Annotated in this window: 17 protein-coding genes and 2 pseudogenes; 2 read left to right on the top strand and 17 right to left on the bottom strand. The window is 59.7% G+C overall.

All coding sequences use genetic code 11. The features are described 5' to 3' along the window. Positions 1-105: 105 nt before the first annotated feature. The 4 genes from xdhB to ygfK form a co-directional block, all read right to left on the bottom strand. A complete protein-coding gene (xdhB, locus tag AU509_RS01190) occupies positions 106-2,445 on the bottom strand; it encodes a xanthine dehydrogenase molybdopterin binding subunit (RefSeq protein WP_094117450.1) in 2,340 nt (779 codons plus the stop codon). Then, positions 2,435-3,877, bottom strand: a complete 1,443-nt coding sequence (gene xdhA, locus AU509_RS01185; protein WP_094117449.1) for a xanthine dehydrogenase small subunit — start codon at positions 3,875-3,877, stop codon at positions 2,435-2,437. The genes xdhB and xdhA overlap by 11 nt, the downstream gene beginning before the upstream one ends. Before the next feature lie 636 nt (positions 3,878-4,513). After that, on the bottom strand, positions 4,514-5,845 hold the full coding sequence (gene ssnA / locus AU509_RS01175; protein ID WP_094117447.1) for a putative aminohydrolase SsnA: 1,332 nt from the start codon (positions 5,843-5,845) through the stop codon (positions 4,514-4,516). A 3-nt stretch (positions 5,846-5,848) separates the two neighbouring features. After that, positions 5,849-8,956: a putative selenate reductase subunit YgfK gene (gene ygfK, locus AU509_RS01170; RefSeq protein WP_094117446.1), complete on the bottom strand. Its 3,108-nt coding sequence runs from the start codon at positions 8,954-8,956 to the stop codon at positions 5,849-5,851. A gap of 417 nt (positions 8,957-9,373) precedes the next feature. Here ygfK and AU509_RS01165 point away from each other — a divergent pair, with 417 nt between their 5' ends. Beyond that, positions 9,374-10,183 (top strand): XdhC family protein, encoded by an 810-nt coding sequence (locus tag AU509_RS01165; protein ID WP_094117445.1) that lies wholly within the window; start codon positions 9,374-9,376, stop codon positions 10,181-10,183. On the opposite strand, the gene hydA is transcribed toward AU509_RS01165, so the two are convergent. Next, a complete protein-coding gene (hydA, locus tag AU509_RS01160) occupies positions 10,175-11,575 on the bottom strand; it encodes a dihydropyrimidinase (protein ID WP_094117444.1) in 1,401 nt (466 codons plus the stop codon). The genes AU509_RS01165 and hydA overlap by 9 nt on opposite strands. A 27-nt stretch (positions 11,576-11,602) precedes the next feature. Continuing rightward, a pseudogene (dpaL, locus tag AU509_RS01155) lies at positions 11,603-12,798 on the bottom strand (diaminopropionate ammonia-lyase). A 296-nt stretch (positions 12,799-13,094) separates the two neighbouring features. Between dpaL and AU509_RS01150 the strand changes: the two are divergent. Continuing rightward, positions 13,095-14,858 carry a sigma 54-interacting transcriptional regulator gene (locus AU509_RS01150; protein ID WP_094117443.1) on the top strand — a complete coding sequence of 588 codons (1,764 nt, stop codon included), beginning with the start codon at positions 13,095-13,097 and terminating at the stop codon, positions 14,856-14,858. Between the two features lie 12 nt (positions 14,859-14,870). Here the strand turns inward: AU509_RS01150 and AU509_RS01145 are convergent, their stop codons facing one another. The 11 genes and pseudogenes from AU509_RS01145 to AU509_RS01100 all read right to left on the bottom strand — a co-directional run bounded on the left by AU509_RS01145 (position 14,871) and on the right by AU509_RS01100 (position 25,823). Continuing rightward, entirely contained in the window at positions 14,871-15,440 is a 570-nt protein-coding gene (locus tag AU509_RS01145) for an NTP transferase domain-containing protein (protein WP_094117442.1), read from the bottom strand. A 19-nt stretch (positions 15,441-15,459) separates the two neighbouring features. After that, positions 15,460-15,918 carry a (2Fe-2S)-binding protein gene (locus AU509_RS01140; protein ID WP_094117441.1) on the bottom strand — a complete coding sequence of 153 codons (459 nt, stop codon included), beginning with the start codon at positions 15,916-15,918 and terminating at the stop codon, positions 15,460-15,462. Between the two features lie 3 nt (positions 15,919-15,921). After that, complete coding sequence (locus AU509_RS01135; protein WP_100053490.1) at positions 15,922-19,152, bottom strand: molybdopterin cofactor-binding domain-containing protein; 3,231 nt, start codon at positions 19,150-19,152, stop codon at positions 15,922-15,924. Positions 19,153-19,159: 7 nt separating this feature from the next. Next, the gene (locus AU509_RS18380) at positions 19,160-19,642 is read right to left on the bottom strand and encodes a nitrilase-related carbon-nitrogen hydrolase (protein WP_254901493.1); all 483 of its coding nucleotides are present in this window, start codon (positions 19,640-19,642) and stop codon (positions 19,160-19,162) included. Further along, a complete protein-coding gene (locus AU509_RS18375; protein ID WP_254901492.1) occupies positions 19,567-20,112 on the bottom strand; it encodes a nitrilase-related carbon-nitrogen hydrolase in 546 nt (181 codons plus the stop codon). Before AU509_RS18375 ends, AU509_RS18380 begins: the two co-directional genes overlap by 76 nt. A 29-nt stretch (positions 20,113-20,141) precedes the next feature. After that, positions 20,142-21,376, bottom strand: a pseudogene (locus tag AU509_RS01125) (Zn-dependent hydrolase). A 35-nt stretch (positions 21,377-21,411) separates the two neighbouring features. Beyond that, positions 21,412-22,167: an ABC transporter permease gene (locus AU509_RS01120; RefSeq protein ID WP_244200971.1), complete on the bottom strand. Its 756-nt coding sequence runs from the start codon at positions 22,165-22,167 to the stop codon at positions 21,412-21,414. Positions 22,168-22,180: 13 nt separating this feature from the next. Beyond that, entirely contained in the window at positions 22,181-22,960 is a 780-nt protein-coding gene (locus AU509_RS01115) for an ABC transporter ATP-binding protein (RefSeq protein WP_094117439.1), read from the bottom strand. Positions 22,961-22,994: 34 nt separating this feature from the next. After that, complete coding sequence (locus AU509_RS01110) at positions 22,995-24,038, bottom strand: ABC transporter substrate-binding protein (protein WP_217809642.1); 1,044 nt, start codon at positions 24,036-24,038, stop codon at positions 22,995-22,997. Between the two features lie 33 nt (positions 24,039-24,071). After that, entirely contained in the window at positions 24,072-25,004 is a 933-nt protein-coding gene (locus AU509_RS01105; RefSeq protein WP_085650941.1) for a MurR/RpiR family transcriptional regulator, read from the bottom strand. 516 nt (positions 25,005-25,520) lie between these two features. After that, on the bottom strand, positions 25,521-25,823 hold the full coding sequence (locus AU509_RS01100) for a helix-turn-helix domain-containing protein (protein ID WP_085650942.1): 303 nt from the start codon (positions 25,821-25,823) through the stop codon (positions 25,521-25,523).

The following is a 25,823-nucleotide window of genomic DNA, read 5'->3' as shown; positions in this document are numbered from 1 at the left end:
CAGAGCATCAGCGCCTCCCAGTGCTGACCCGCGTTTGAACCGCGGTCGCTTACAGGCCCGCGCAGATCGTGCTGCGCGGGCCTGATTTCCGTTGAAAGCGGCGCCTCAGAACGTCTGCAACGCACGCCATACCCGCTCCGGCGTTGCGGGAAGGTCGAGCAGATGATGCGGCCCTTCATCCCGTCGCGCGACGGCATCCTGCAACGCGCACCAGACGGCCATGCCGAGCATAAACGGCGGCTCGCCCACGGCTTTGGAGCGGAACACGGTTTCTGCGGCGTTGCCCGTATCAGGCAGAAGCTGCACGCGAAAATCGTGCGGGATATCCGCGACCGTCGGGATTTTGTAGGTCGCGCCGGTGTCCGTCAGCAGCCGCCCCTGCTCATTCCACACCAGCTCTTCCGTCGTCACCCAGCCCATGCCCTGCACGAAACCGCCTTCCACCTGCCCGATATCCAGCGCCGGATTCAGCGAAGCGCCCGCATCGTGCAGGATATCGACGCGCTTGACCTGATACTCGCCGGTCAGCGTATCCACCGCCACTTCCGCACAGGCCGCGCCATACACAAAATAATAAAACGGCTCTCCGCGTCCCGCCTCGCGATCGTAATGAATGCCCGGCACCCGATAGTATCCCGTGGCCGACAGCGATACCTGATTAAGCCACGCCAGATGCGCGACCTGCGCAAACGTCAGATGCTGGCTGCCTGCGCGTATGACGCCATTATGAAACGCGACGTCCGACGGTTCACAGGCATACAGGCGGCACAGCAGTGTGACGAGTCGCTGCTTGATGATTTCCGCCGCCTGCTGGGCCGCTTTTCCGTTTAAGTCCGCGCCGCTGGACGCCGCGGTCGGCGAGGTATTCGGCACTTTCCCCGTATGCGTGGCGGTGACCTGAATCGATGCGATATCGATTTGCAGCACCTGCGCCACGATCTGCGCCACCTTGGTATTCAGCCCCTGCCCCATCTCCGTACCGCCGTGATTCAATTGCACGCTGCCATCGCTATACACTAGCAGCAGCGCGCCAGCCTGGTTGAGAAACGTGGCGGTAAACGAAATGCCGAACTTGATGGGCATCAGCGCCAATCCGCGCCGCCACGTTGCGTGACGGGCGTTAAAAACCTCAATCTCCGCACGGCGCTGACTGTACGCGGCGCTCTGCTCCAGCCGCGCGGTGATCTCGTTCAGCAGATTTTGTCTGACCGGCTGGTAGTAGTGGGTCACATTGCGATCCGCTACCCCGTAATAGTTACGCTTGCGGACCTCCAGCGGGTCCAAATGCAGGGTACGCGCGATATGTTCGATGACCTGTTCAATCGCCGCCATCCCCTGTGGGCCGCCGAAGCCGCGAAAGGCCGTGTTGGAAACCGTGTGCGTGCGGCAGCGGTATCCGGTAATGAGCGCATCCCCCAGATAATAGGCATTATCCGCGTGGAACATGGCGCGATCGACAATCGATCCCGAGAGATCCAACGAATGGCCGCAGTTTGCCGCCAGATCGATCCTCACGCCGCTGAACACGCCATGGTCATCAATGCCCACCTCATAGCGCACGAAAAAACCGTGGCGCTTGCCGGTGATACGCATATCGTCGCGCCGCGACAGACACATTTTTACCGGTCTTTCCGTCACACGCGCGGCAATCGCGCATAAACAGGCGACGGCCGCTCCTTGAGACTCCTTGCCGCCGAAAGCGCCGCCCATACGGCGCATTTCCACCGTGACTTCGCTTTGGCGAACGCCGAGCACCGAGGCGACCAGCTTTTGCACCTCGGTCGGATTCTGGCTGGAGGCGTAGACCGTGACCGTCTGATTTTCGCCCGGACACACCAACGCGGACTGCGTTTCCAAATAAAAGTGCTCCTGTCCGCCGACGTGGAACTCGCCCGTCAGGCGGTGGGTCGCGCGGGCCAACGCCGCATCGACATCGCCGCGTCGATGTTCAAAGGGACGCTCGACATAGCACTTTTTTTCCAGCGCGTCTTTCACGTCCAGTATCGGCGTGAGCACCTCGTAGTCGATCACCGCCGCCTGCGCGGCCCGTCTGGCGGCTTCGCGGGTTTCCGCCGCGACCACCAGCACCACCTGTCCGGCATAGTTCACTTCGCCATCCGCCAGCAGCAGGTCGCCCGGCGCCAAAGCGCCGATATCCGGATTCCCCGGGATGTGTTGCCGGGTGACGACCGCCACCACGCCGGGAATGCGATAGCAGGGTTCGACGTCCAGCGACCGAATACGCGCGTGGGCGTGATCGCTCAAACGCGGGCAAAGATGCAGGACGCCTTCCGGTTCGGGACGATCGTCGATATAGCGCGCCTCGCCGCTGACATGTTGCTCCGCGCTCTCGTGAACGCGGCTATCCCCCACCGCGCCGGGCAGCGGCTGGCGGAATTGCGCTTGCAGCGCGGTTTGTTCAGGCTGTGAAGGATTATGCGACATGGGGGACGGCCTCCGTTTCGGGCGCTTCGCCTTGCATCCATTCGTAGTAACGCAGCAGCAGATTTTTGGCGATCTGACGGCGATATTCGGCGCTGGCGCGCGCATCGCTTAGCGGCGTGAAGTCCTGCTCCAGCGCCTGACAGGCGGCGGCGACCGTCGCCCGGTTCCACGGCTGATGCAACAGCGCCTGCTCACAGCGCTCGGCCCGCCGGGGGATCGCATCCATTCCCCCGAAGGCGACGCGCGCCTCGGCGACCCTTCCGCGCTGGAGTTGCAGTGAAAACGCGCCAAAGACAATGGAAATATCGTCGTCTGCTCGCTTGGAGACTTTCCACGCCTGAAAATGATCCAACCGCGGACCGCGCGGGATCCTCACCTCACGAATAAATTCGCCCTCCTCTAACGCGGTGTGGCGATAGGACAGGAAGAAGTCATGCAGCGGCAGCGTGCGGGTTCTCTCCCCTTGTTGCAGCAGCAGTTCGGCGTCCAGCGCCAGCAGCATCGGCGGGGTATCGCCGATGGGCGAAGCATTGGCGATATTGCCGCCTAACGTGCCGCGATTGCGAATTTGGCGTGAGGCGAAACGACGTAGTACCTGCGAAAACGCGGGGATCGACGTCTCCAGTAGCGTTTCGCACTGCGTGATGCTCATCCCCGCGCCCAGATAAAACGCGTGTTCATCCGTCCGCCAGCGGTGAAGCTCGCTCACCTGATCCAGATCGATGAAAGGCGCGCCATCGTCAGCCGCTTGCGCGATCTCCAGCATCAAATCGGTCCCGCCCGCCAATAGCCGGGCCTGCGGATAGCGCTGATAACAGTCGGCCAGCTGGTCCAACGTCGCGGGAATAAAGCAGTCGCGCGCGCCCTGAGAGAGCGTCTCTACCTCTGTCTGAGACAGCGCCGCCAGCCGCGCAACGGTCAAGGCTTCGTCACGGCGAAAGCTGTCTTCTGTCGGATGTTCGCACAGGTAGCGGGCCGCGGACATAATCGGCCGATAGCCGGTACAGCGACACAGGTTTCCCGCCAGCGCCTGTTCGGCTTCCGCCCGATCCCACCCCGAGCTCTGCTTTTGCAGCACGAACAGCGACATCACCATGCCCGGCGTACAGAAACCACATTGGGAAGCATGCAGATCCACGACCGCCTGTTGCACGGGATGCAGCGCCCCCTGCTGCCGAAGATCCTCAACGGTAATCAGCTGTTTACCCTGCAACGCGCTGACCGGCATCAGGCAGGCGCTGGCCGTCTCATAATGCAACCGTCCCTGCTCTACCCGACCGAGCGCCACGGTGCAGGCGCCGCAATCGCCCGATCCGCACCCCTCTTTGGTGCCCACGCGACGTCTTCGCTGTCGCAAATACGCCAAGACGGTCATGGCAGGATCGAGATCGCGTTCAACCACCGGCGTGTCATGCAATAAAAATTGGATCATGCGGTTTTATCCTGGGTTATCAACGGATGATGTCTTAATAGGAGCAATTCCCATACCAAAATAAAAACCGCATCTTTATTTCATTTATTTTCTGAAAGGCAAACGATTGCCAATTTAAGAAAATAATCGCACCGAATTCACGCATTAGGACGCCGATAACGCGATCATTTCCGCCCTGAATGTTATGCACCATGAAATGGCATTCTGGCATGAATATGCCCATATAAAGTGCATGGCTATATAATATTTCTGACACCCATAATGACGAAGAAAATAAATAGACCACATCGAATACGAGAGTAACCGACAGACGGCCGGCGTTGCTACATGGGGTTAACACGTGTGAAATGGCGGCCTCTAACCCGTCAGAGGCACAAAGAGATAAACATCAAAAAAAAATAAAACAGACCACATCCATCCTCCTACTGAATCGGGAATCGCTGGGTGTGACTTACAATAAAAAATAAGGTCTGACGATTAATTATCATAGCGAATTAATAATTAAATCAATAATACTTCGATATTGATGTTAATAACCCCACCCGATATAAAAACACGGAAAAAATAAAAAACCCTCCGCGTTCACGAAGGGTTTATCGGGTTTTAAATATAGCGAGTAACGCGGTGATACTCGATTTATCCGCCTAAGTTATCCATCCGCTGCCACAATTTCTTCGCTTCCCGTCGGGCATGGAAATAGATTTCCTCGACGTCGAAAGGAAAACAGCGATCCTCATACACCATATTGCCCGCCACCATGACGCTGTGTACGCAAGAGGAATTGAGCCCAAACGCCAGATGACCGGCCAGATTCTCTGCGCACAGCGGCGTCGGCGACGGGTAATCCAACAGGGTTAAATCCGCCTGATACCCGGCGGCGAGCGCGCCGAATGAGGCCTGAAAATTACGCTCCAGCAGCAGATTGCCCTGATGCAGAAAGCGCATGAAGCTGTCCGGCCACAGCGTGCCGCCCGCATCGCGGTGTTTGAAGTAGGCGAATTTCAGCTCTTCGAACATGTCGGCGCCGATACCGTCCGTGCCGAGCGCGACGTGGCGATACTCGGCCAGACGCGGATTGTAGCCCACCTGATTGTTCATGTTCGAGCGCGGATTGTGCACCAGAAAAGCATCCGCATGGTTGATTACCGCGACATCCTCGGCGGAAAGACAGAGGCCGTGCGCAATCAGGCTTTTCTCGTTAATCAGGCGCGCGCGCGCCAGTCTGACCATCGGGTCAACGCCATAGTGGTGATGACTGTGCGAAACATCGTAGCGATCTTCCGCCACGTGCAGATGTAGCCCGCGCCCCGTCACCTGCACGGCGTTCTCCAGCAATGCCAACCCGGCATCGCTGAGCGTAAAAGGCGCATGCGCACCGATATGCGCTTCCACCAGATAGGGCGTTTTCCCGGACTTTTTATCCAGATCGATACGATGCGCAAAGCGGATGTTCTCTTCCACCCCGCGACGCAGTTCATCCAGCCCACCGTTTCGGTCCGTCGTTTCATAACAGGTCATGCCGCGCAGACCGGCGGTCAGAAATCCCCGGCGCAGAATATCCAGCGAACCGGCAATGAGCGACGGCGACGCATGATGGTCAATCACCGCCGTACAGCCTTGCTTGATGGCCTCCAGCGAACAGACCAGCCCGCTGTAATACAGCGACTCCTCGTCCAGCGCGCGATCCAGTTTCCACCACAGATTCTTGAGCGTTGAAATGAAGTCGGGACAGGGGTCAATGCGCGCCATCACGCCTCGCGCCAGCCCGGAGTAGAAGTGGTTATGAGCGCAAACAAGGCCCGGCATGACCAGCCGTCCGTTCATTTCTTTGACCGCCGCCGCCGGATAGCGCGCCGTCAGTTTGGTCCCGACCGCCGCAATCTCCGTGCCGTCGATGGCGATGTCCACGCCCTCATCCACCCGTGCAGGCGAAAACTGTACCGCAGTCGCATTGCGTAAAATCAGCATGAGTTACTCCTCCACCGCGCCAAGCAGATAGTGATGTTCTCGATAAACCGTTGAAATAATTCGGCACATATCGGCCAGTGCCGGTGGAGCGCTGGCGATAACGCCGTGCGGGTCTATCGCCAGGTGATAAATTTGCTGTTCGTGGCGCACCAGCACGCCGTCCTCATCCAGCATGAATCCGGGATTACCGCTGGCGGCAAAATCCTGCCGCAAATTGAAGATCGTGACTTTGTCCCGATACGGTTTCCCGTCCCACGGGCAGAACTGAGCGCAGTTGCCGCACTCATTGCAATAGGCATCAATGTGCAGCGTCTGAAAACGGTCACGAAAGCCGGGAACGGCAATCGAGATATTGGCGCGATTGGGGCAGACATCCACGCACTTGGCGCAGACGTAGTTGCATGACAGGCAGCGGGCGGCCTCTTGTTGGGCAAACGCATCTTGCTCATCGGCCCCGACCCGGCGCAGTGCTATCGTGCCTTTGCGACGGTAGATATCGTCAGGATCGGTATTCAGCCAGCGTTTGGCCGCGTGATCGTCATGCACATTTTCCCGGCGCAATATCTCATCCGCTGCACGCCGTGCCGCCCCCATCGCCGCGACAATCGACGCCGGGCCGCTGTGCGCATCGCCAATCAGAAAGACGTTTTTGCGTACCGTTTCCTGCGTCTGGCGGTTCACCGTCGGGATACCGCTCTCCGCCAGCGGAACGCCTATACGGGCCAGTGCCTCGTAGTCCGGCTCTTCCCCGATGGCGGAAATCAGCGCGTCCAGACACACCACATCAGTGCGTTCGGTCGCCTGCGGACGCGACCGCCCCAACGCATCCGGTTCGCCGGGCTGCATGATGCGTAGCGTCACCGTCCCATCCGCGTCAAAACGTTCCGGGCTGACCCAGAAGCGAAAATCCACGCCCGCGCGGCGCGCCTCCTCCACCTCCTCACGCCAGGCGGGCATCTCTTTTTCGCCCCGTCGATAGAGCAGCGTCACCTGCGTGACCCCGGGGACCCGCATCGCCGCGCGGGCGCAATCCATCGCGGTATTGCCTGCGCCAATCACCCCGACCGAACGCCCTAAAGAGAGCGGCTCCTGACGGTTAAAGCGCCGCAGGAACTGGAACGATGACCACACGGCGCCATTGTCTCCCGCCAGCGCCGCCTCCCGGCTGCGGTAGGCGCCGGTTCCCACGCACACAAAGGTATATCCCCGCTGGCGTAACGCCTCGACCGTCAGATCGTCGTCACAGCCATAGTGAAACTGCACGCCGTGCTGGGCGACGAAATCAATATCATGCTGGATTTTTTCCGCCGGAATACGGAACTGCGGCACGACGTGGCGCACCACGCCGCCCGCGCTTGGCTCCCGTTCAAACACGGTGACCGGATGGCCCGCCCGCGCCAGAAAATACCCCGTCGCCAGCCCCGCAGGCCCCGCCCCCAATACCGCGACCGGATGACGATGGCCCGAACCTGCCGGTCGACACCAGCGACGTCGATACTCCTCCCACCCTTTTTCTAACGCGATACGTTTGATGTCCCGGATTTGCAGCACGCTATCGTAGTCCAGTCGCGTACAGTTGGACTGACACTGATGATCGCAGATATGGCCGGTGATCGCGGGCAAGGCGTTGCGCTGGTAGATCAGCGCCAACGCATCCGCGTAGCGCCCCGCCCCTGCCAGACGCAGGTACTCGGGAATATCCTGATGGATAGCGCAGGCGCTCACGCACGGCGCGACGTAACAGTCGGAGGGCGGTAAGGCGCCGCCCGCCGCGATGGTATCGTCCTGTTTCCAGGACTTCTGATGGTACTCCGCCGTCAGCGCGGCACGCGCCAGAGTCTCTAACCGGTCGACATCCACCGAGGTCATGCCCCAGCCGGTCGAGGTTTCCAGTTCATGCGCACAGGCGGCCAGACGTAGGTATCCGCCCGGTTTGAGCAAATCCGTCGCCATCGTAATCTGGTGAATGCCGGTTTCATGAATGGCGCGGATAGTGAACTGGCTAGCCCCGCCGGAGTAAGAGATCGGCAGTTTTCCCTGAAAGTGGCGCGACAATACGGCGGCGACGTTGATGGAAAGCGGAAACAGCGCTCGTCCGGACATGTACATGTCCTCGTCGGCCAGACGTCGTTTGTGGTTGCCGACGCCCAGCGTGTTAGTGAGTTTGACCCCAAACGCCAGCCCCCGCTGATCCGCCAGAGCCAGCAAACGCTCCAGCATCGAGAGCGCCTGCGCCAACGGCAAGTCATGCAAAAAAGACGCTTCTTTCAGCGGGATGTCGTCAAACCCACAGCCATCCAGAATCTCACGCACCCGCGCGTAGCCGAGCAGCGTGGGGTTCAGCTTCACAAACGTGTGCAGCCTCTTCTCTTCCAGCATATAGCGGCAGATGGCTTCAATCTCATCAGGCGGGCATCCGTGCATGGTGGAGAGCGTCACGCCAGTAACCAACTGCGGAGTAATCCGCTCAGGCAGCGCCATCAGCGCAGGCCGTTGCGCCGGTGGGACGATATCGCGCAGCAAATCGACCTGCTCGACCCAGTGCGTCAGCGTCTGGCGATAACGCTGGAAGGCGGGAGTGTCGCCCGCATCCATCATCGTCGCGATAAAGGTTTGCATCGGCGCCTGTTGAATACCTGTCAGGTCATAGCCCACGCTCATATTGAAGATAAACGACCGCCCCTGCCCGGCGGAACGCGGCGCAAACAGACACTCCAGCAGCCACAGCGCGAACCACGCCTTGAGGTATTCATCGGCCGCTTTCTCCAGCGTGAACTCGGTAGACCATTCGGTGTTGAACCCTTCGTCCTGCGCATCAATACACGGTTTCTTCAGCTCAAGCCGGTCCAGAATCTGCACCGTTTTCAATTCAATAAAACTGCCGCCGCAGAGCCAGGCGGCAATAATATTTTGCGCCAACTGCGTGTGCGGCCCGGCCGCTGGCCCCACCGGGGTATCGCACACTTCGCCAAAGACGCCCATTTGCCGGGCCGGTTGACGGCGATAGAACTGGCGCTCAGGAATGCCGAAAATAGACCGGTTTTGCCGAAATTCAGCAAACATTCTTTCCAGCAGCTGCTCGAATGGAATGGGACGCATCACATCACCCACATTGCTCTCCTTTATTGTTTTTCTTGGAAAATCAAACGATACGACCACCGCATTACGCGGAAATAAGCGCACCAACGCGCCGGGATAACACCGGTCTCACGCGAATGTTTCGAATAGGAGCAATATGCAGGCCAGAAATTCGTCGGGGCCACATCGCGCCGGGACATCCCCCGTTTCCGCCGCCCTGCACGTCCAGAGGAAATATCGATGGCAAGCGCGCCGTGCCGTCCTCTTTCCGGTTCAGCGCAACGTTTTGCAAATAGAGAGACGAATTTCTCATTTTGAGAAAATGAGCCGGGCTTTCTCACTGCGCTATAGCGTCTTTTTTGTCCGCCGCACCGCTCACCCTTAGGCTCAGGTCACGGGCACAAAATTTGCATTACCTGATCATCACCCATGACTTACGCGAGGTACGGAATGCGCCTTTTTACTCATGCAGCGGAACTGGAAAAGAACAACCGCGCTTTTGCGTGGATTCAAATCGTGGAAAGCCGCGGCTCGACGCCCCGCCACAGCGCCAGCATGCTGGTCGATGAAGACGGCCACTGCGTCGGTACGATTGGCGGAGGAATGGTGGAGCGGCTGGTGCTGGAAGAGGCGAAAGAGGCCCTGGCGCAGGGGGCGTCCCGCCTGTTCAGCGGGCGCATGGCGCGTCAGGGCGAAGGCGCGGTCGGTTCAGACTGCGGCGGCGCGATGAAAGTCCATATCGCGGTTCAGCCTCGTCGCCCGCAGCTGATCTTGCTCGGTGCCGGGCACGTCAACCGGGCTATCGCCGTGGCCGCCGCCCCGCTTGGCTTCGAGATCACGCTGGTCGATACCTGGCAGGATAATCTTGAACACCCCGATCTGTCGACGGCCAGCCGTCGGTTACTCGCCGACAGCTTTACCGACGGTATCCGACAGTTGACGCTGGACGACCACTGCTATGTGGTCATTGCCACCAATCATCAGGATAAAGAGGCGCTGACACAGACGCTCGGCAGCCCGGTCCGTTATCTGGGGCTGCTGGCCAGCCGCCGCAAGCTCCAGACTTTTCGCGCGGATCTGGAAAAAAGCGGCGTCGCAGCCGCCGATCTGGCGGCGCTGCGTTCGCCCATCGGGCTGGATATCGGCGCCGAAACGCCGGAGGAGATCGCCATCAGCGTACTGGCGGAACTTCTGCAGGTGAAAAACGGCGCCAGCGCGGCACCGTTGCAGTCGACCACGCTGGCGGTGGTGTCAACCTAGCGCGTCAACCGGCGGCGCGCTAAATGGCTGACGATGCAAAAACCGTCCATGCCCGGCGCGGCCGGAAAAAACGCCGTCCCGCCAGACGATCTCTCCCCGACTCAGCGTCATGATCGGCCACCCTTGGCAGGCCATCCCCTCGTAAGGGGAGTTGTCGCCGTCATCATGCATGTCCTCATGACGCAGCGTCACGCGGCGATGGGGATCAAACACCACCAGATCGGCGTCCGCATCAGGCATAAAACTGCCCTTCTGCGGCCAGAGTCCGAAGAGCTGCGCCGGACGGGCGCTGGTCAGCGCCACAAACCGCTCAGCGCTGATTCGCCCCGTCGCCACGCCGTGGGTGTAAAGCAGCGCCAGCCGATTTTCCACCCCCGGCAGCCCGTTAGGGCAGCGGCTGAAATCCCCGTGGGATAGTGCATGACGCTGGCTCAGCGAAAAATGGCAGTGGTCGGTCGCGACCGTCGCAATACTGCCGTCTTCCAGCCCTTGCCACAGCGCCGCCTGCTCTTCCTGACCGCGCAGCGGCGGACTGAGAATATACTTCAGCCCCTCCGGTTCCAGATAACGCCGCTCGTCCAACAACAGGTACTGCGGACAGGTTTCGGCCCACACGGATTGGTGTTGACGTTGGGCCAGCCGCAGGTAGTCCAGCCCCAATCCATTCGACAGGTGGACGATATAGAGCGGCGCGTTGTCCGCCAGCGCCGCCAGATTGATCATGCGCGCTATCGCCTCCGCCTCGCAGGCGACCGGACGGCTCAACGCGTGATAGATGGGCGCCGTTTTCCCCTGTCGCAGCAGCGCCTCCCGACGCAGGCGGATCGCCGCATCGTTTTCGGGGTGTACCGTGGTGAGCGCGCCCAGCTGACGCAGGCGCTGCATCGCCCGTAATACCGCCGCATCGTCCAGCTTGTATTGGTAAGTCAGGTAGAGTTTGAAGCTGCTGATCCCTTCTTGCTCCACCATCGACACCATTTCGGCCAGAATCGCGTCGTCCACATGCTGCACCACGCCGTGGAAGCTGTAGTCGATTGTCGCCTGACCCTCCGCGTAGGCATGATAAAGCGCCAATTGGTGATGCAGGCGACAGCCCGGCGGCCCGAATCCCATGTGATCGATAATCGTCGTCGTGCCGCCACAGGCCGCCGCGCGGGTGCCAGCATAAAAATCGTCGCAGCTGCGCCCGATACCGACATCAATATTGAAATGGGTATGCACATCAATGCCACCCGGCATCACCTGACAGCCCGTGACGTCGATGACGTCCATTTCCGGCGTGATAGGGATATCCTGACCTCGCTGCGCAATGCGCCCCCGCTCGATCAGCAGATCTTCGCGGTATTGCCCTACGTGGTCGATCAGCGTGCCGCCCCTGAGTAACCGTTTCATCAGGCTCTCCTGTTGCTGTCCGTGGGATTAGCCCATCGCCGGCAGACCTTCCCAGACCACTTCGCGATAGTGTTGACGATCGGTATCCCCTTCAGAACTGATCACCAGCACGCGGGAAGAGGCATCCAGCCCCAGCTGCGCCAATAGGCTTCACGCCGGGGACTGTGTAATATCGCCGCCAGTACGCCCATGCCGACGGCGCCGGACTCTCCCGACACGATGCGCGCGTCGTTTCCCAACGGGTTGCCCAAGACGCGCATCCCCAACGCCGTGACCCGGTCTTCGCAGGAGATAAACTGACGCGAACAATCGCGCAGGCGCGGCCATCCCAGCGGATTCGGCTCGCCGCAGGCCAGCCCCACCATCATGGTGTCCATCGCTCCGCCCACGGCGACGATCTCGCCATGCTGCGCAGAGCGAAACAGGCAGTCGGCCCGCTCTGGCTCGACGATCACCGTATGCAGGGACCCCGCGCCGTAGCTGTTGACCAAATGGTCCAGCACCCCCGCCGCCATCGCCCCTACGCCCGCCTGCAAAAAGACGTGCGTCGGCGCAGGCCATTGCCGCCCGGCGATCTGTTCTACCGCCTCCACCGCCAGCGTGCCATAGCCTTGCATAATCCACGCGGGGATCTTCTCATACCCCGGCCAGGCGGTGTCCTGCACCACTTCCCACCCCTTTTCCTGCGCGGTTTGCATGGTCAGCCGGACGGTATCGTCATAATTCATGTCGGTCACGATGCACTCCGCCCCCAGCCCGGTGATGTGGGCCACGCGTTCAGCGGACGCGCCTTTCGGCATGTAAACAACCGCGTGTTGTCCCAGCGCTTTGGCCGCCCACGCGATGCCGCGGCCGTGATTGCCATCCGTCGTCGTGGCGAAGGTGAGGCGTTCCGGGAGCGCCGTCCGCCCCGACTCAAATGAAAAATCCGCCAGCGTCAGCTGATATTTTTCGCAGATGCAACGGGCTATCGCATACGCGCCGCCGAGGATTTTAAACGCATTCAGGCCGAAGCGCTGAGACTCGTCTTTTACCCACACCCGCCCCACGCCAAGCGCCTCGGCGAAGGCGTCCAGTGAGTACAACGGCGTCGGGGTATAGCCCGGCATCCGCTGATGAAAAGCCCGCGCCTGTTCCGCCTGTTCCCGGCTAAACAGCGCCGCGCCCTGCGGATTAAAGTGGGCGTTATCGGCGATATGCATTCGTAATGAAAACGTAGACATGTCGGTATCCTGATGATGTTGAAAACAATTATTCACCGGGATAGGTTCAATATCTGTGCCAGTTTGTAGTTGCAGCCGTCACCGCGATGTCGAATAATCAAAATTGAGAAAACAGGCGTTATCACGCCGCCTGGCGTGAGCGTTTATGACGTTGTTCCCCGATTTTCTCTGCCTACGTGGGTGTTTTCACGCCTTATCAAGACAGCGCAAGGATGACGCGCATTCTCAAAATGAGAAACGCCGTACGGCAGCGACTGTTCCGGCGAGCCTGAATTTAATTGAACAAGAGCGTACCCATGACGAGCCAAGCCCTGTCACTGATGCATATTCAACCCACGATCAAGCATTTCACGCAGATGCTCGGTCAGGTTTTGCGGCTTGAAGTTGAAATCGTCGATAACCGGTTGCTGCGCGTAGCGGGAACCGGCCCATACAGTTCGCGGATCGGCCTCCCCTCGGAGCACACCCGGCTGCTGCAATACGTGATTCAACATAAGAAAGAGAAGGTGGTCACTCAGTCGCAGCACGATCCTCTCTGCCAGCGCTGCGGCCAGCTCGACCAGTGCGGCGAATTGGCTTTTCTGGGGATGCCGATGATGCACGACGGCGCCTGTCTCGGCGTGATCAGCCTCGCGGCGATCACACCGGAACAACAGCAGCGCTTACAGGACAACGTCGGCGTATTTTCAGACTACGTTCGCCATGTCTCCTCACTGCTCATGGCTAACCTGACCAAAAGTCCAACGGCCCACCCTGACATGGATGTGCTGTTCACCACGCTCATCAACAGTATGGATCAGGGCATTTTGGTGCTGGATGAGCACGGGATGATGACCTTCGCTAATCAGAACGCGCTGACGCTGCTCAATACCCCTTTGGAAACGCTGGCCAAAACCCCGGTGTCCATACGCCCGTTGGTCGCCAGCAAAGATTTCGCCAACGGCAATGCCCAGCACGTCATCACCTTTGCGGCCCGACAGGAAGTGGTGATCGGACAGCACCATAGCGGCAACCGACTCCAGCTGTTTCTGTTTGCCTTTCACCAGTCAGAACGTCCCGCGCCATTGGAAGAAATGGACAGCGAACCGCGTATCGGCCAGTTCATTGGACACGCGCCGGTGATTCAGACCCTGAAACAGCATATCGCCCGCTTTGCCGACAGCCCCTCCAGCATCATGATCACCGGAGAGAGCGGCAGCGGCAAAGAGATGTTGGCCCGCTCGATTCATCAGATGGGCCGACGCGGCAAGCACCCTTTTATTGCCATTAACTGCGCGGCGATCCCGGAACATCTGCTGGAAAGCGAACTGTTCGGCTATGTCAAAGGCGCGTTCACCGGCGCGGCGCCCAACGGTAAGGCCGGGCTGATCCAGTCGGCTCATCGCGGCACGCTGTTTCTGGACGAAATCGGCGATATGCCGCTCACCTTGCAGGCCAAACTGTTGCGGGTGCTGGAGACGCGCGAGGTCATGCCGTTGGGGGCGGCTAAGCCGGTGTCCGTGGATATCCGTATTATTTCCGCTACCCATCAGAATTTAGCGCAGGCGATCGATGACGGCCGATTCCGGGAAGATCTCTATTATCGCCTGAAGGTGATACCGGTAGAGATCCCGCCGTTACGGGAACGGACGGAGGATATCGAGCTGCTGGTGCACCATTTTCTCAATCTGCATACCCGACGAATGGGCCGTACCTACCCTGGCGTCAGTCGGGAAGTCATGGCCTTGCTGAGACACTACCGCTGGCCGGGCAATGTGCGCGAATTAAGTAATTTGGTGGAGTATCTGGTGAATATCGTGCCCGATGGCGAGGTGATTGATCCGACGCTGCTGCCGCCCCACTTTCATCGCGCGGCAGCGGCACCGTCTGCCGTTGGCGCCGCGCCAGCCTACGATGATCCCGCCGCCACGCCGCCAAGCCTCAAACAGTGGGAGCATCAGCGTATTGAAGACGCGTTGCGTCGCGGCATCAGTAAAAAGCAGCTGGCGCAAGCATTGGATATCAGCATGGCGACGCTGTATCGGAAAATCAAAAAATACGGGCTTGGCGATATTCGCTAGCCCGCCCACGGATTAACGCCGCAGAAGCAGCTGCTGGTACTGTTCCGGCGTATCCATATCCCAATGGATCGCGCCGTCCGCCACCGGCACCCGCCGTTGACCGTGACGCGCGATCAGCGTCTTCATTGAGGTCTCGTCGTCCGCCGCCAGCACCGCTTCGCGCATGGCGGGCGGCAACAGCACCGGGTGTCCTTTCCCGTGCGCATATTCCGGCACCAGACAGGTGGCGTCCCGCTGTCGCCACAGCGCACGGTAGACCGCGCCGCTGACCGCAGGCATATCCCCCAAAGCCAGAAAGAAATAGCCCTCGTCAATCGCTTCCACGCCACAGCGAATGGAAGAAAACATCCCCTGCGTGAAGCCTTCGTTATGGCGCAGGGTGATGCGCGAATGGCCGCCATAGCGCCAGTTCAGCTCCGTGCCGCGAAAGCCGGTCACCAGCACCACGCGATCGCAGAAAGACAGCGCCGCGCCGAGCGCGCCGTCCAGCACCGTTCCGTTTTCCCAGGGCAGCATCATTTTCCACTGCCCCATGCGGCTGGACAGTCCCGCCGCCAGCATCACGCAAACCTTGGGTTTCATCGCATTCACTCCAGCGGAACTACTGGGCCAACACGGCTTTGATGGAGGTCAGAATGGGTTGGTAACCGGTGCAGCGGCACAGGTTGCCCTCCAGCGCCTCGCGGATCTCTTCGTCGTTCGGCTGCGGATTGGCATCCAGCAGCGCCTTGGCGCTAATCAATACGCCGGGCGTGCAAAAGCCGCACTGTACGCCGCCGTGACGGACAAAGGCCTGTTGCAGTTTGACCCCCACCGGGTCGCGGTGCAGTGCCTCCACCGTCGTGATCTCCGCGCCGTCGCACTGAGCGACCAACAGCAGGCAAGAGCACACCGCCCGCCCGTTCATGATGACCGAACACGCGCCGCACTCGCCGACCGAGCAGCCTTCCTTCGTCCCGGTCAGGCGGCGGTCGTCCCGCAGGTAGTCCAGCAGGCGGGTATTGTCGTCGACGCTCGCCTGCACCCGAATACCGTTAATTTTCATTTCCACATCCATCATGTCCTACTCCTGCGCTGCCAGTTCCGACATGACCTGTCGAAACATATCGAGATAAACCGGGATTTTGTACGGCGCCGACCAGCGGCCGCCGATGGCCTGCGTTACCAGCGCTTCCAGCGCCGCCGCCGCGCGATCGATGACCGCAGGCGTTGGCGGATGCCCCAACAGCGCCTGCTCTACCGCCGTCAGCCGCTGAGGCTGCCCCAATACCGCGCCATCCACTAAACGACACAGGTCGATTCGCCCACGGGCATCCAGACGGAACAACGCCGTCAGACTTTGGCGGGTGATATTGACGGCGGTCCGACGCCCGAGTTGCAGATAAAACGGCCGCAGCTCGCCCTCGGGAGGGCGCGGCAGGATGATGCGAGTGAGCAGTTCGCCGGGGCGAAGCTGGGTTCGGTAACCCCCGGTGATAAACGCGGCGAGCGGCACCCGGCGGCGCTCAGCGGCGGATCGCAGCTCCACGTCCGCCTGATAAATCATGAGCGGGGGGACGGAATCCGCACAGGGCGCGGCATTGACGATATTGCCCCCGACCGTCGCGCGATTGCGCAGCTGCAACGAGCCCACCGTCCGGCACGCGGTCACCAGCAGCGGGTAATCGCGGATCAAGCGCGGGTGAGCCACCAGATCGGTAAAGCAGGTGCCCGCGCCGATGCTGACGCCATCGCCCTCTTCGGCGATACCGCGCAGTTCGCGCAGTCCGGAGATATTGACCAGACGCACCGGCGTCGTTTTCAGTCGCGCCTGCACCAACACGTCGGTGCCGCCCGCCAGCGCCTGCGCGCCCTCCTGCGCCAAAAGCGACAACGCGTGCTCCAGATCCGACGGCTGACTGACCTGCAGCGTGTTGAGCCGCAGCACCTGTTTATGCTCCCCGTCATGCGCCTGAACTTCGCTCTGACGCGCCGGTTTTTTCAGGTTATACCCCAGACGCACCTGTTCCAGCGTCAGCGGCAGCGTGCGATTCCAGCGGCCCACGGCGAAACTGACCGCATTGTTGAGCGCCGCCCCGCCCAGCTCCAGCACCGGCTCGCCAATTACTTTGGCCCCGTAAGGCCCCGCCTTGTCGTGATTTTCCACCGCAATGACGTTGATGTTGGGGATATCGCGGATCGTCGGCAGCAGATAGGTATCGAAGTTCTCCGATTTGACCTCTCCGTTTTCGATGTTGAGATCCTCCAGCATGCCGTAGCCGATCATTCCCTGCACGACGCCGCCGTAGACCTGTCCTTCAAACCCAACGCGGTTGATCACTTTCCCCACATCATGCACCGCCGTAATATCCAGCAGCGTGACTTTGCCGGTGCGCGTATCGACGGCGACATCCGCCACCTGACATCCGTATACCCAGGTGAAATAGGGGCTGCCGCAGCCCTTTTCCTCATCCCAGTGGATGGAAGGCGCGACGTGCCAGCCATAGGCGGAAAGATTGGCGCCGGTGGCCTTGGTCAGCGTGACCGCCTGACCGAAATCCATATGGCGACTCAGATCCGCACGGTTGAACACCTTGCCATCGCGCCACATCAGCGCATCGACGCCGGAGGCCCCGAGCGTCGTCGCCACCGCCTCCGCAATACGTTGTTTGAGCTTGTCGGCGGCGTTGAGCACCGCCTGCCCGCCCATTAACGTACCGCGCGACGCCACCGTGGAGCCGCCATCGGCGATCATCGCCGTGGCGGGATCGGTAAACATGATCCACGACAGCGGCAGTCCAAAGGCCTCCGCCGCAATCATCGACATCACCGTTTGCAGTCCCTGACCATTTTCCGAGACGGCGGTAGAGAGGTTAACGCTGCCATCCGCATTGATCTGTATCAGCGCGGAGGAGGCATCCAGCCCCTCGGCCCCCAGCGAGCATCCACGGTGGCTCAGCGCCAACCCGATACCGTATTTGACGGGGCCGCCTAGCGTATTCAGCTTCCGGTAATGCTCACGTTTCGCCATAAAATCGACGCTATTCGCCGCTTTTGACAGCACTTCCTCGGCGGAAACCGTGTGTTCGCTGAACACCTGCCCCGCCATACTGGTGTCCCCTTGTTGCAGGATATTGCGCTGACGCAGCGCCAGAGGCGACAGCCCGAGCAGGGACGCGACCTCATCCATCAACGACTCATTGGCGAGAATGACCTGCGGCGCGCCGAAGCCGCGAAACGCCGAGGTGTAGTTGTTATTGGTGTACACGCCGGTGACATCGACGCGCACGTTCGGAATACGATAGGGTCCGGCCGCCTGCACCGAGCTGCGCCAGGTCACAAACGGGGTCTGCCCGGCATAGCTGCCGCCATCCGCCAGCACATCGATCTTGATCGCCTGAATACGCGCCTCGTCATCCAGCCCGATTTTATATTTCATCTTGTAGGGATGACGTTTGTAGCTCTCCCGCATCGACTGTTCACGGTTGTAGGTAAATTTAACCGGTCGGCCCGTCAGCTGGCTCAACAGCGCCGCGCGGCACGCCAGATGATCGATAATATCGTCTTTTCCGCCGAAGGAGCCGCCGATCACGGCGCGTTTCACATTCACGCGAGACTGCGGCAGCCCCAGATATTTCGCCACAAAGCCCCGGACGCGGTGGGCGTTCTGTACCGACCCGGAGAGCGTCATGATTTGTTCGTTATCATCGAGCCAGGCGATGATCGATTCCGGCTCAATGTAGGCGTGCTCCTGATATCCCACCTCATATTCTCGTTCAAAGATGTGGCGGGAGGCGGCAAAGCCCGCGTCGATATCGCCCTTGATCGTATGGTGATGATTAATCACGTTGCTGGCGCTGCCGGGGTGGATTAAACGCGCATCCGGCTTTAGCGCCTCCTCGACGCCAGTGATCGGCTCGAACGGCGTATAGCGCACGCGGATCTTATCCGCCGCCAGGCAGGCCGCCTCGTAGCTTTCGGCCGCAATCACGGCAATCACGTCACCGCGAAAAGCGATATTGTCTTTGACCAGCGGCGGGTAATCCGCCATCACCACGCCGATATGGCTTTCACCGGGCACATCGCGCCAGGTGGCGATCCTGACGACGCCCGGCACCGCTAAGGCCGCGCTCAGGTCAACCTCTTCCACCCGCCCCGCGGCGATATCGGCATAGCGGCATACGCCGTGCAGCATCTCTTTCAGGACGATGTCGTCCCCATACACCGCGCTGCCTTTCACTTTGCCCAGACCGTCAACGCGAGGGACTTCGCGGCCCACGGTCTGCATATCCCATCCGTCTTTTGTTTCTTCCATGGTTACCTCATGGGTGACGCGGACTGCCGTCAGCCAGCAGCGCTTCGCCTTTGATCGTGGTGATTGGGCCGTAAGCCTGAGGCTGACGATGCAAATCGAAATTGAAGGTGGTGCGTTTGTAGATCTGACAGAAATCGAGATCGCAGCGGGCGATGGCCACTTCGTCGCCTTTGGTGACACAGCGGGCGACCACTTCGCCCGAGGGCGCGATAATGCAGCTGCCGCCGATGTGATCGACCCCCTCTTCCGTTCCCGCCTTGGCCACGCCGACGACCCAGGTTCCGTTCTGATAAGCCCCAGCCTGCATAGACAGTTGGTTATGGAACAGCGACAGGTCGTCGTGTTCCGGCGCGGGCGCGTTGTGTACCGGCGTGTTGTAGCCAATCAGCACCATTTCCACCCCCTGTAGCCCCATTACGCGATAGGTTTCGCACCAGCGACGATCGTTGCAGATCGCCATGCCGAACCGACCGTCAAAGGCGTCAAACACCGGAAATTCACAGCCGGGCGTGAAATAGCGCTTTTCCAGATGCTGGAACGCGCGCCAGGCTCATGCTCACGGTGTCCCGGCAGGTGAACTTTGTGGTATTTCCCGACAATTTCGCCGCTTTTATCTACCAGAATCGATGTATTGAAGCGTTTCTTTTCTCCTTGTTCCCGGCTCAGCTCGGCATAGCCCAGACAAAATCCCACCTGTAATGTCCTCGCCAGTTCGAACAGCGGCAGAGTCTCACTTCCCGGCATCGCGGTTTCACACCACGCGTCCAGCTGCGCTTCGTCTTCGATGTACCAGCGCGGAAAGAAAGTGGTGAGCGCCAGCTCGGGATAGACAATCAGATCCGCGCCCAGCTGATGGGCTTCCCGCATCAGGTTCATCAGACGCGCCACCACGGCGGCACGGGAATCCACTTTGTTGACCGGCCCTAACTGGCCGATAGCGACATTGACATAACGCCCCATGGGTACTTTCTCCTCTAAAACATGCGGGATCAGACGCGATCGGCGCGCTGGACGACCGCGCCCAGCAGCACGTTCGCACCCGCAATCAAATCCTTCGGTGCCGTAAACTCCTGCGTGTTGTGGCTTAATCCCGCCACGCTCGGGACAAAAATCATTCCCGCAGGACACATCTCCGCCATAATCTGCGCATCGTGCCCCGCGCCGCTCGGCATGCGGTGGAACGCCAGGCCGCGTTTACGTGCCTGCGCCTCAACCAGCGCCACCATTTCCGGCGCAAACGGCGTGGGTTCGAAACGGGCCAGCGATTGACGCCGCAGCGCGATCCCTTCGTCTTCCGCCGCCTGCTCGGCAAACGCCCACAGGCGCTGTTCCGCCTCGCGCAGGGCTTCGGCATCCGTGTTGCGTAGATCCACCGTCAGCGTCACCTTGTCAGGGATCACGTTGACCAGATTCGGGCTGAACACCGCATGGCCGACCGTCGCCACCTGATCGCCGCCCAGAGTTTGCGCCAGCTGGCGGGCAAACACATCGATCTGCGCCGCGACATAGCCGGCATCCCGCCGTAAACGCATCGGCGTGGTGCCCGCATGGTTGGAGACGCCTTGCAGTTGGAATTCAGTCCAGGAGATGCCCTGAACGCCCTCAACCACGCCGATACTGATCCCCGCTTCATCCAGCACCGGTCCTTGCTCGATGTGCAGTTCGAAATAGCTGTCGACGCGGTTTTCTCCCACGGAGCCCGTGCCGTCGTAGCCAATGCGCCGCAACGCTTCGCCCACGGTCACGCCATCGATACCGCGCGTGGCCAGCGCGGTTTCCAACGCGAGTCCGCCCTGATACACCAGACTGCCCATCATGTCGGGTTGAAAACGCGCGCCCTCCTCATTGGTGAAGAACGCCACCGCCACCGGTCGACGTAAACGCAGGCCGTTCTCTTTTAACGTGGCGATGACCTCCAGCCCGGACAGCACGCCGTAGTTGCCGTCATACAAACCGCCCGTCGCCACGGTATCGATATGCGAGCCAATCATGACCGGCGGCGCATCGATGAGTCCGGGATAGACGCCCACGACATTGCCGATGGCGTCGACCGAAATCGCTAATCCCAGCGCCTGCATCCGCGCGACGGTCCAATCCCGCCCCTGTTTGTCTTCATCGCTGAGCGCCAGTCGGCACACCCCGCCCTGCGGCAGGCGCCTATCTCGCCCAACGCATTCAGCGACGCCAGCAGGCGTTCGCCGTTAACCTGTAATTCGCTCGTCATCACCCCACCTTCTCCCTTCTGTTGACCGAGCTGCATCACCGATGCGCCCAATGCGTCATGCGCTTCTCAATCAGAGCGAAAAGTTCGTACATCACGACCCCCATCGCGCCAATGACGATTAACCCGGCAAATACCAGCCCCATATTCATGTTGGAGCTAGCCGCCATCATCAGGTAGCCAATCCCCAGATTGGAGGCCACCGTTTCTGAGATCACCGAACCGACAAAAGCCAGCGTGATCGCCACTTTTAATGAAGCGAAGAAATACGGCAGTGACCGGGGCAAGCCGACCTTTTTAAGGATGTCGAGGCGGGAAGCGCCCAGCGAACGCAGCACGTCTTCCATCTCCGGCTCCACGGTGGCCAGCCCGGTGGCAACGTTGACCACCACCGGGAAAAATGAGATCAAAAACGCGGTGACGATGGCGGGTAGAGTGCCAATACCGAACCACACCACCAGCACCGGCACAAAGGCCACCTTGGGAATCGCGTTAAATCCGACCAACAAGGGATATATCGATTTGTAGACCAATGTGGAGGCTCCCACGGCCACGCCCAAGACCACACCGAAGACCACCGCCAGCACAAATCCCACCATCGTGGTGTACAGGGTCTGTAAAGAGTGGGCGGCGATGGGGCGCCAGTCGGCAATCAATGAGCGGTACACGTCGCTCACCGAAGGAAACAGGTAGCTCGGAACATTCAGTCCGACCACCACCGCCTGCCAGACGCCCCCGATGAACAGCAGCAGCGCCCAAGGGGCCAGTTTGATTAACGTGTGTCGCGGTATCACGATAGGCCTCCCGTTATGCGTGGTGTTGTGCAGCGATGTGCTCGCGCAGTTCGAGCACATAGCGAGAGAAATCATCGGTGTAGGCGATTTGCAGATCGCGCGGGCGCGGGAGATCGATCTCCCTACGGGCGATAATGCGGCCGGGTCGCGCGCTCATGACGTAGACGGTATCCGCCAAAAAAACCGCTTCGCGCAGATCGTGAGTGACCAGCACCACCGTGAAAGGCGCGTCCTGCCACAGATCACGCACCATGCACCAAAGCTCTTCACGGGTGAACGCGTCCAGCGCGCCGAACGGTTCGTCCAGCATCAGCAAACGCGGCTTGTGGATTAGCGCGCGACAAATGGAGGCCCGCTGCTGCATTCCGCCGGACAGCTGCCACGGAAATTTGTCCTCATACCCTTCCAGCCCGACGCGTTTGAGCAAGGCGCGCGCCTGCGCTTCGTATTCCCGCTTTTTTGCATGTCGGGTTGAACGGTAGGGTTCGACGATTTCCATCGGCAACATGACGTTTTCCAACGTGGTGCGCCAAGGCAACAGGTTCGAAGCCTGAAACGCCATGCCGACGCATTTCTGCGGCCCCGCCACTTCCCGCTGGTTAACGAAGACGTAGCCCTTGCTGGGTGAAATCAGCCCTGAGGTCAACTTCATGAACGTCGATTTGCCACAGCCGGAAGGGCCGACAAGCGCCACAAACTCATTTTCATCAATGCTGAAGTTAATCTCTTCAATCGCCAGCGCTTGGCTGTGCTGATAGGCCAGACTGACATTGTCGAATTTCACGAAACTCATAGATGTTCTCCCCTGAATCAGGCCGCCTTTCGATTTACCGCACGGAACGCTCTGCGCGTTCCGGCAATAACGCCCGCGTGAATACCGCATCTGCCGTTGGGGTATTTTTCAATGCGAACGCGGCAACCACATCGCTGATGGAACGGTTCAGGCGTTCGGTATCCACATCACCCAAGCCGTTCTTGCGGGTTTCCGGGGTGACGACCCGTTGCCCAAACGCCAGTTGCAGGCGACGCGTTTCCAGCGGCAGATCGATCAACGCATCCTGTTCTTTCACGAAGCGGGCGGCGCTGACGGGATCGGCCAGCGTTTCCTGCACCGCTTTGTTGAAGGCGCGCAGGAAGGCTTTGAGGGTGTCAGGATGCTTTTCCAGCATCGTTTTGCTGGCGATGAGGGTGTTGCCGTAGAGGTCGACGCCATATTGCGCATAGGGGAAAACCACCAGATCGTCCGCCTTGACGCCGCGAGCTTCCAGATTCAACAGATTGGTAAAAGAGAACCCCGCAATGGCATCAACGCTCTTACGCACCAGCAGATTGGCGGTCACGGTAGGGTCGGCGGACTGCCAGGTGACGGCATCCTTGCTTAACCCGTTTTTTTGCGCAAAGACCGGCCAGGACTTGCGTGCGGCATCGAACACCGGGGCGGCGATAGTTTTGCCGGCTAACGCAGCAGGGGTCGTCACGCCAGCGCTTTTGAGCAAAAAGACGGCGGCGGGCGTGGCGTTATACACCATGTAAATGCCCTTAACGCCCGTACCGAGATGCTGGGACTCTTGCTCGATCAAGGCGTTGATATCGGCAAAGGCCATATCATAAGCCCCGGTCGCGACCCGAGTGACGGCACCCGCAGAGCCGTTACCAGAGTCGATCTGTACGTCCAACCCTTCTTGACTGAAATAGCCCTTGCTTTCGCCATCAAAAACGGGGCCGAAGGGCCTTCGAAACGCCAGTCGAGCGAGAATTTCACTTTGACGGGGTCTGCCGCATAGGCCGGTGAAGCCACGACGGACAGGCACAGTAGCGCCGAGCAACCCCATTTGTGCACGTTTGCAAAGAGGGATATCAACATCACGCATGTCCTCAAGCTGGAAAATCAATGGGTAACAGGACTAACCCCGACGTTTGTGGACCACCGTCGAGGGTGGATCCTGTGAGTACAGATCGCCAATCTGTCGATGGATATCTTCCATGCGCTGCATGCGTTGGCTTGCCCTGTCGGAACAACAGGCGGCCAGTTCGTTGCCGATGAAATTCACCATGCTGATGGCGGTGGTGTAGGAATCAAAAATATCGCCGTGCTTTGCGGCGCAGGGGATCACGACATCGGCCAGCGCACAGACATCAGAAACCAGCGTGTTGCTCAGCACGACGATGCGAGCCTGATAGCGCTTCGCCACGCTGACCAACGGCGCAAGCAGTTGCACCTGCCGGGGGAAGTCCACGACGAACAGCACGTCCGTGGGGCGGATATCCGCCAGCACGTCGGCAAATCTGGCGGCCGGATCGTTGACCAGCTGCACATCGCTCAACATGTGAGAAAACAGCGACTGCGCGTAAAACGCCGTCGCAAAGCTGTTGCGAAAGCCGAGTACCCAGACGCGACGCGCGCCGCTTATCAGCGTGACCGCACGCTCCAGCGCTACCGACACGCTGTCTTGCTGCATGCCTTTGAGGTTTTTGCGCTCGCGCTCGATATGGGCATCCAGCCGTTCACGCAGCGTCTTCGGGTGCGACGTACGCTGCTCGAGATTGCTTAGCGGCGAATAGCCCATAGGTTCAATCTCGCGGCATTTCATGCGGAACTGATTGAAATCCTGAAAGCCAAGGCGACGGAACACGCGCGCAGCGGTGGATTTGGAAACGCCCGCCAGCTGAGCCAGCTCGGTGGCGCTATAGCTGGCAAGGTGATGCTGATGATCCAGAATGACATCCACCAGCTTCCTTTCCGCCGGAGATAAGTTGCCGTATATGAGACGGATCGCGGTTTGCAGCTCCATCAACGTGCTGGGATGTTTATCTGGTACAGATAACGCGTTATTCATCCTTCCCCCTGCCAACGTGATACCTGACGTTTAATGATGTGGCATTCGCCCATTTGGCACATCCGTTCGATACAACCACATCAAAAGAAACGTGTGTACCAAACACTAAGCAAAGGGCATTCCAAAACCACATAAAAATAATGGATTTTATTTAATCCACTGAAATACATAGTTTTATTCATAATTGGAACGATAGTGAGCAATATAAACAACGACGTCGGAGAGACTCTCTTGGTGCGCAAGAGGGAAGTGTCGCACCAGAATGAAGCCGGTAGACAGGGCGCGTGACATTCACGCAGGAACGCGATGAATGCGGCAGCACTACTGAGGGAAGGCAACATCGCCACTGGGAGCGCGCGCCTCTAACTTGATTGCTTGATTGCTTGATTGCTTGATTGCTTGATTGCTTGATTGCTTGATAGAGGATGGACGAAAAGCGGTTTTTTAATGAAATCCATGGGTTAAGCACGGTTTGACGCCCATGCAACAAAATGGTGAAGCGGTGACATGCACCGCTTAAAGCACAAAACCGTAGTGCGAGCCGTCCGGCAGTTCGACATCAAGCCGCAGCTTGCCGCCGGTTGCCTCGACATAGCGTTTAAGCGTAGACAGCTTCAAGTCCCGGCCTCGTTTCTCCATCCCCGCGACGGTCGGCTGTTTCAGTCCCAGCGCCTGCGCCATTTCTACCTGCGTTTTCTGTACTTTCTCGCGCAGTTCCGCGAGGTGAATATTGAGCAGCATATCCGCGGCGATGGTCTGCGCATCCGCGACGACTTCCGGTTTTTCATCCGCGATAAGCTGTTCCAGCGTTCTACCCAT

The sequence above is a fragment of the Lonsdalea britannica genome (assembly GCF_002111595.1).
In the GTDB taxonomy this organism is placed as follows: Bacteria; Pseudomonadota; Gammaproteobacteria; order Enterobacterales; family Enterobacteriaceae; genus Lonsdalea; species Lonsdalea britannica.
This window is presented reverse-complemented; position numbering and strand designations above follow the sequence as displayed.

What these genes read in the sequence shown, in the direction of transcription:
- AU509_RS01110 (WP_217809642.1), bottom strand. Translation starts at nt 24,038, where the DNA reads ATGCGTGATGTTGATATCCCTCTTTGCAAACGTGCACAAATGGGGTTG.
- hydA (WP_094117444.1), bottom strand. Translation starts at nt 11,575, where the DNA reads ATGAAACGGTTACTCAGGGGCGGCACGCTGATCGACCACGTAGGGCAA.
- AU509_RS01115 (WP_094117439.1), bottom strand. Translation starts at nt 22,960, where the DNA reads ATGAGTTTCGTGAAATTCGACAATGTCAGTCTGGCCTATCAGCACAGC.
- AU509_RS01140 (WP_094117441.1), bottom strand. Translation starts at nt 15,918, where the DNA reads ATGATGGATGTGGAAATGAAAATTAACGGTATTCGGGTGCAGGCGAGC.
- AU509_RS01100 (WP_085650942.1), bottom strand. Translation starts at nt 25,823, where the DNA reads ATGGGTAGAACGCTGGAACAGCTTATCGCGGATGAAAAACCGGAAGTC.
- AU509_RS01165 (WP_094117445.1), top strand. Translation starts at nt 9,374, where the DNA reads ATGCGCCTTTTTACTCATGCAGCGGAACTGGAAAAGAACAACCGCGCT.
- AU509_RS01135 (WP_100053490.1), bottom strand. Translation starts at nt 19,152, where the DNA reads ATGGAAGAAACAAAAGACGGATGGGATATGCAGACCGTGGGCCGCGAA.
- AU509_RS01150 (WP_094117443.1), top strand. Translation starts at nt 13,095, where the DNA reads ATGACGAGCCAAGCCCTGTCACTGATGCATATTCAACCCACGATCAAG.
- xdhB (WP_094117450.1), bottom strand. Translation starts at nt 2,445, where the DNA reads ATGTCGCATAATCCTTCACAGCCTGAACAAACCGCGCTGCAAGCGCAA.
- ssnA (WP_094117447.1), bottom strand. Translation starts at nt 5,845, where the DNA reads ATGCTGATTTTACGCAATGCGACTGCGGTACAGTTTTCGCCTGCACGG.
- AU509_RS18375 (WP_254901492.1), bottom strand. Translation starts at nt 20,112, where the DNA reads ATGGGGCGTTATGTCAATGTCGCTATCGGCCAGTTAGGGCCGGTCAAC.
- xdhA (WP_094117449.1), bottom strand. Translation starts at nt 3,877, where the DNA reads ATGATCCAATTTTTATTGCATGACACGCCGGTGGTTGAACGCGATCTC.
- AU509_RS01145 (WP_094117442.1), bottom strand. Translation starts at nt 15,440, where the DNA reads ATGAAACCCAAGGTTTGCGTGATGCTGGCGGCGGGACTGTCCAGCCGC.
- AU509_RS01105 (WP_085650941.1), bottom strand. Translation starts at nt 25,004, where the DNA reads ATGAATAACGCGTTATCTGTACCAGATAAACATCCCAGCACGTTGATG.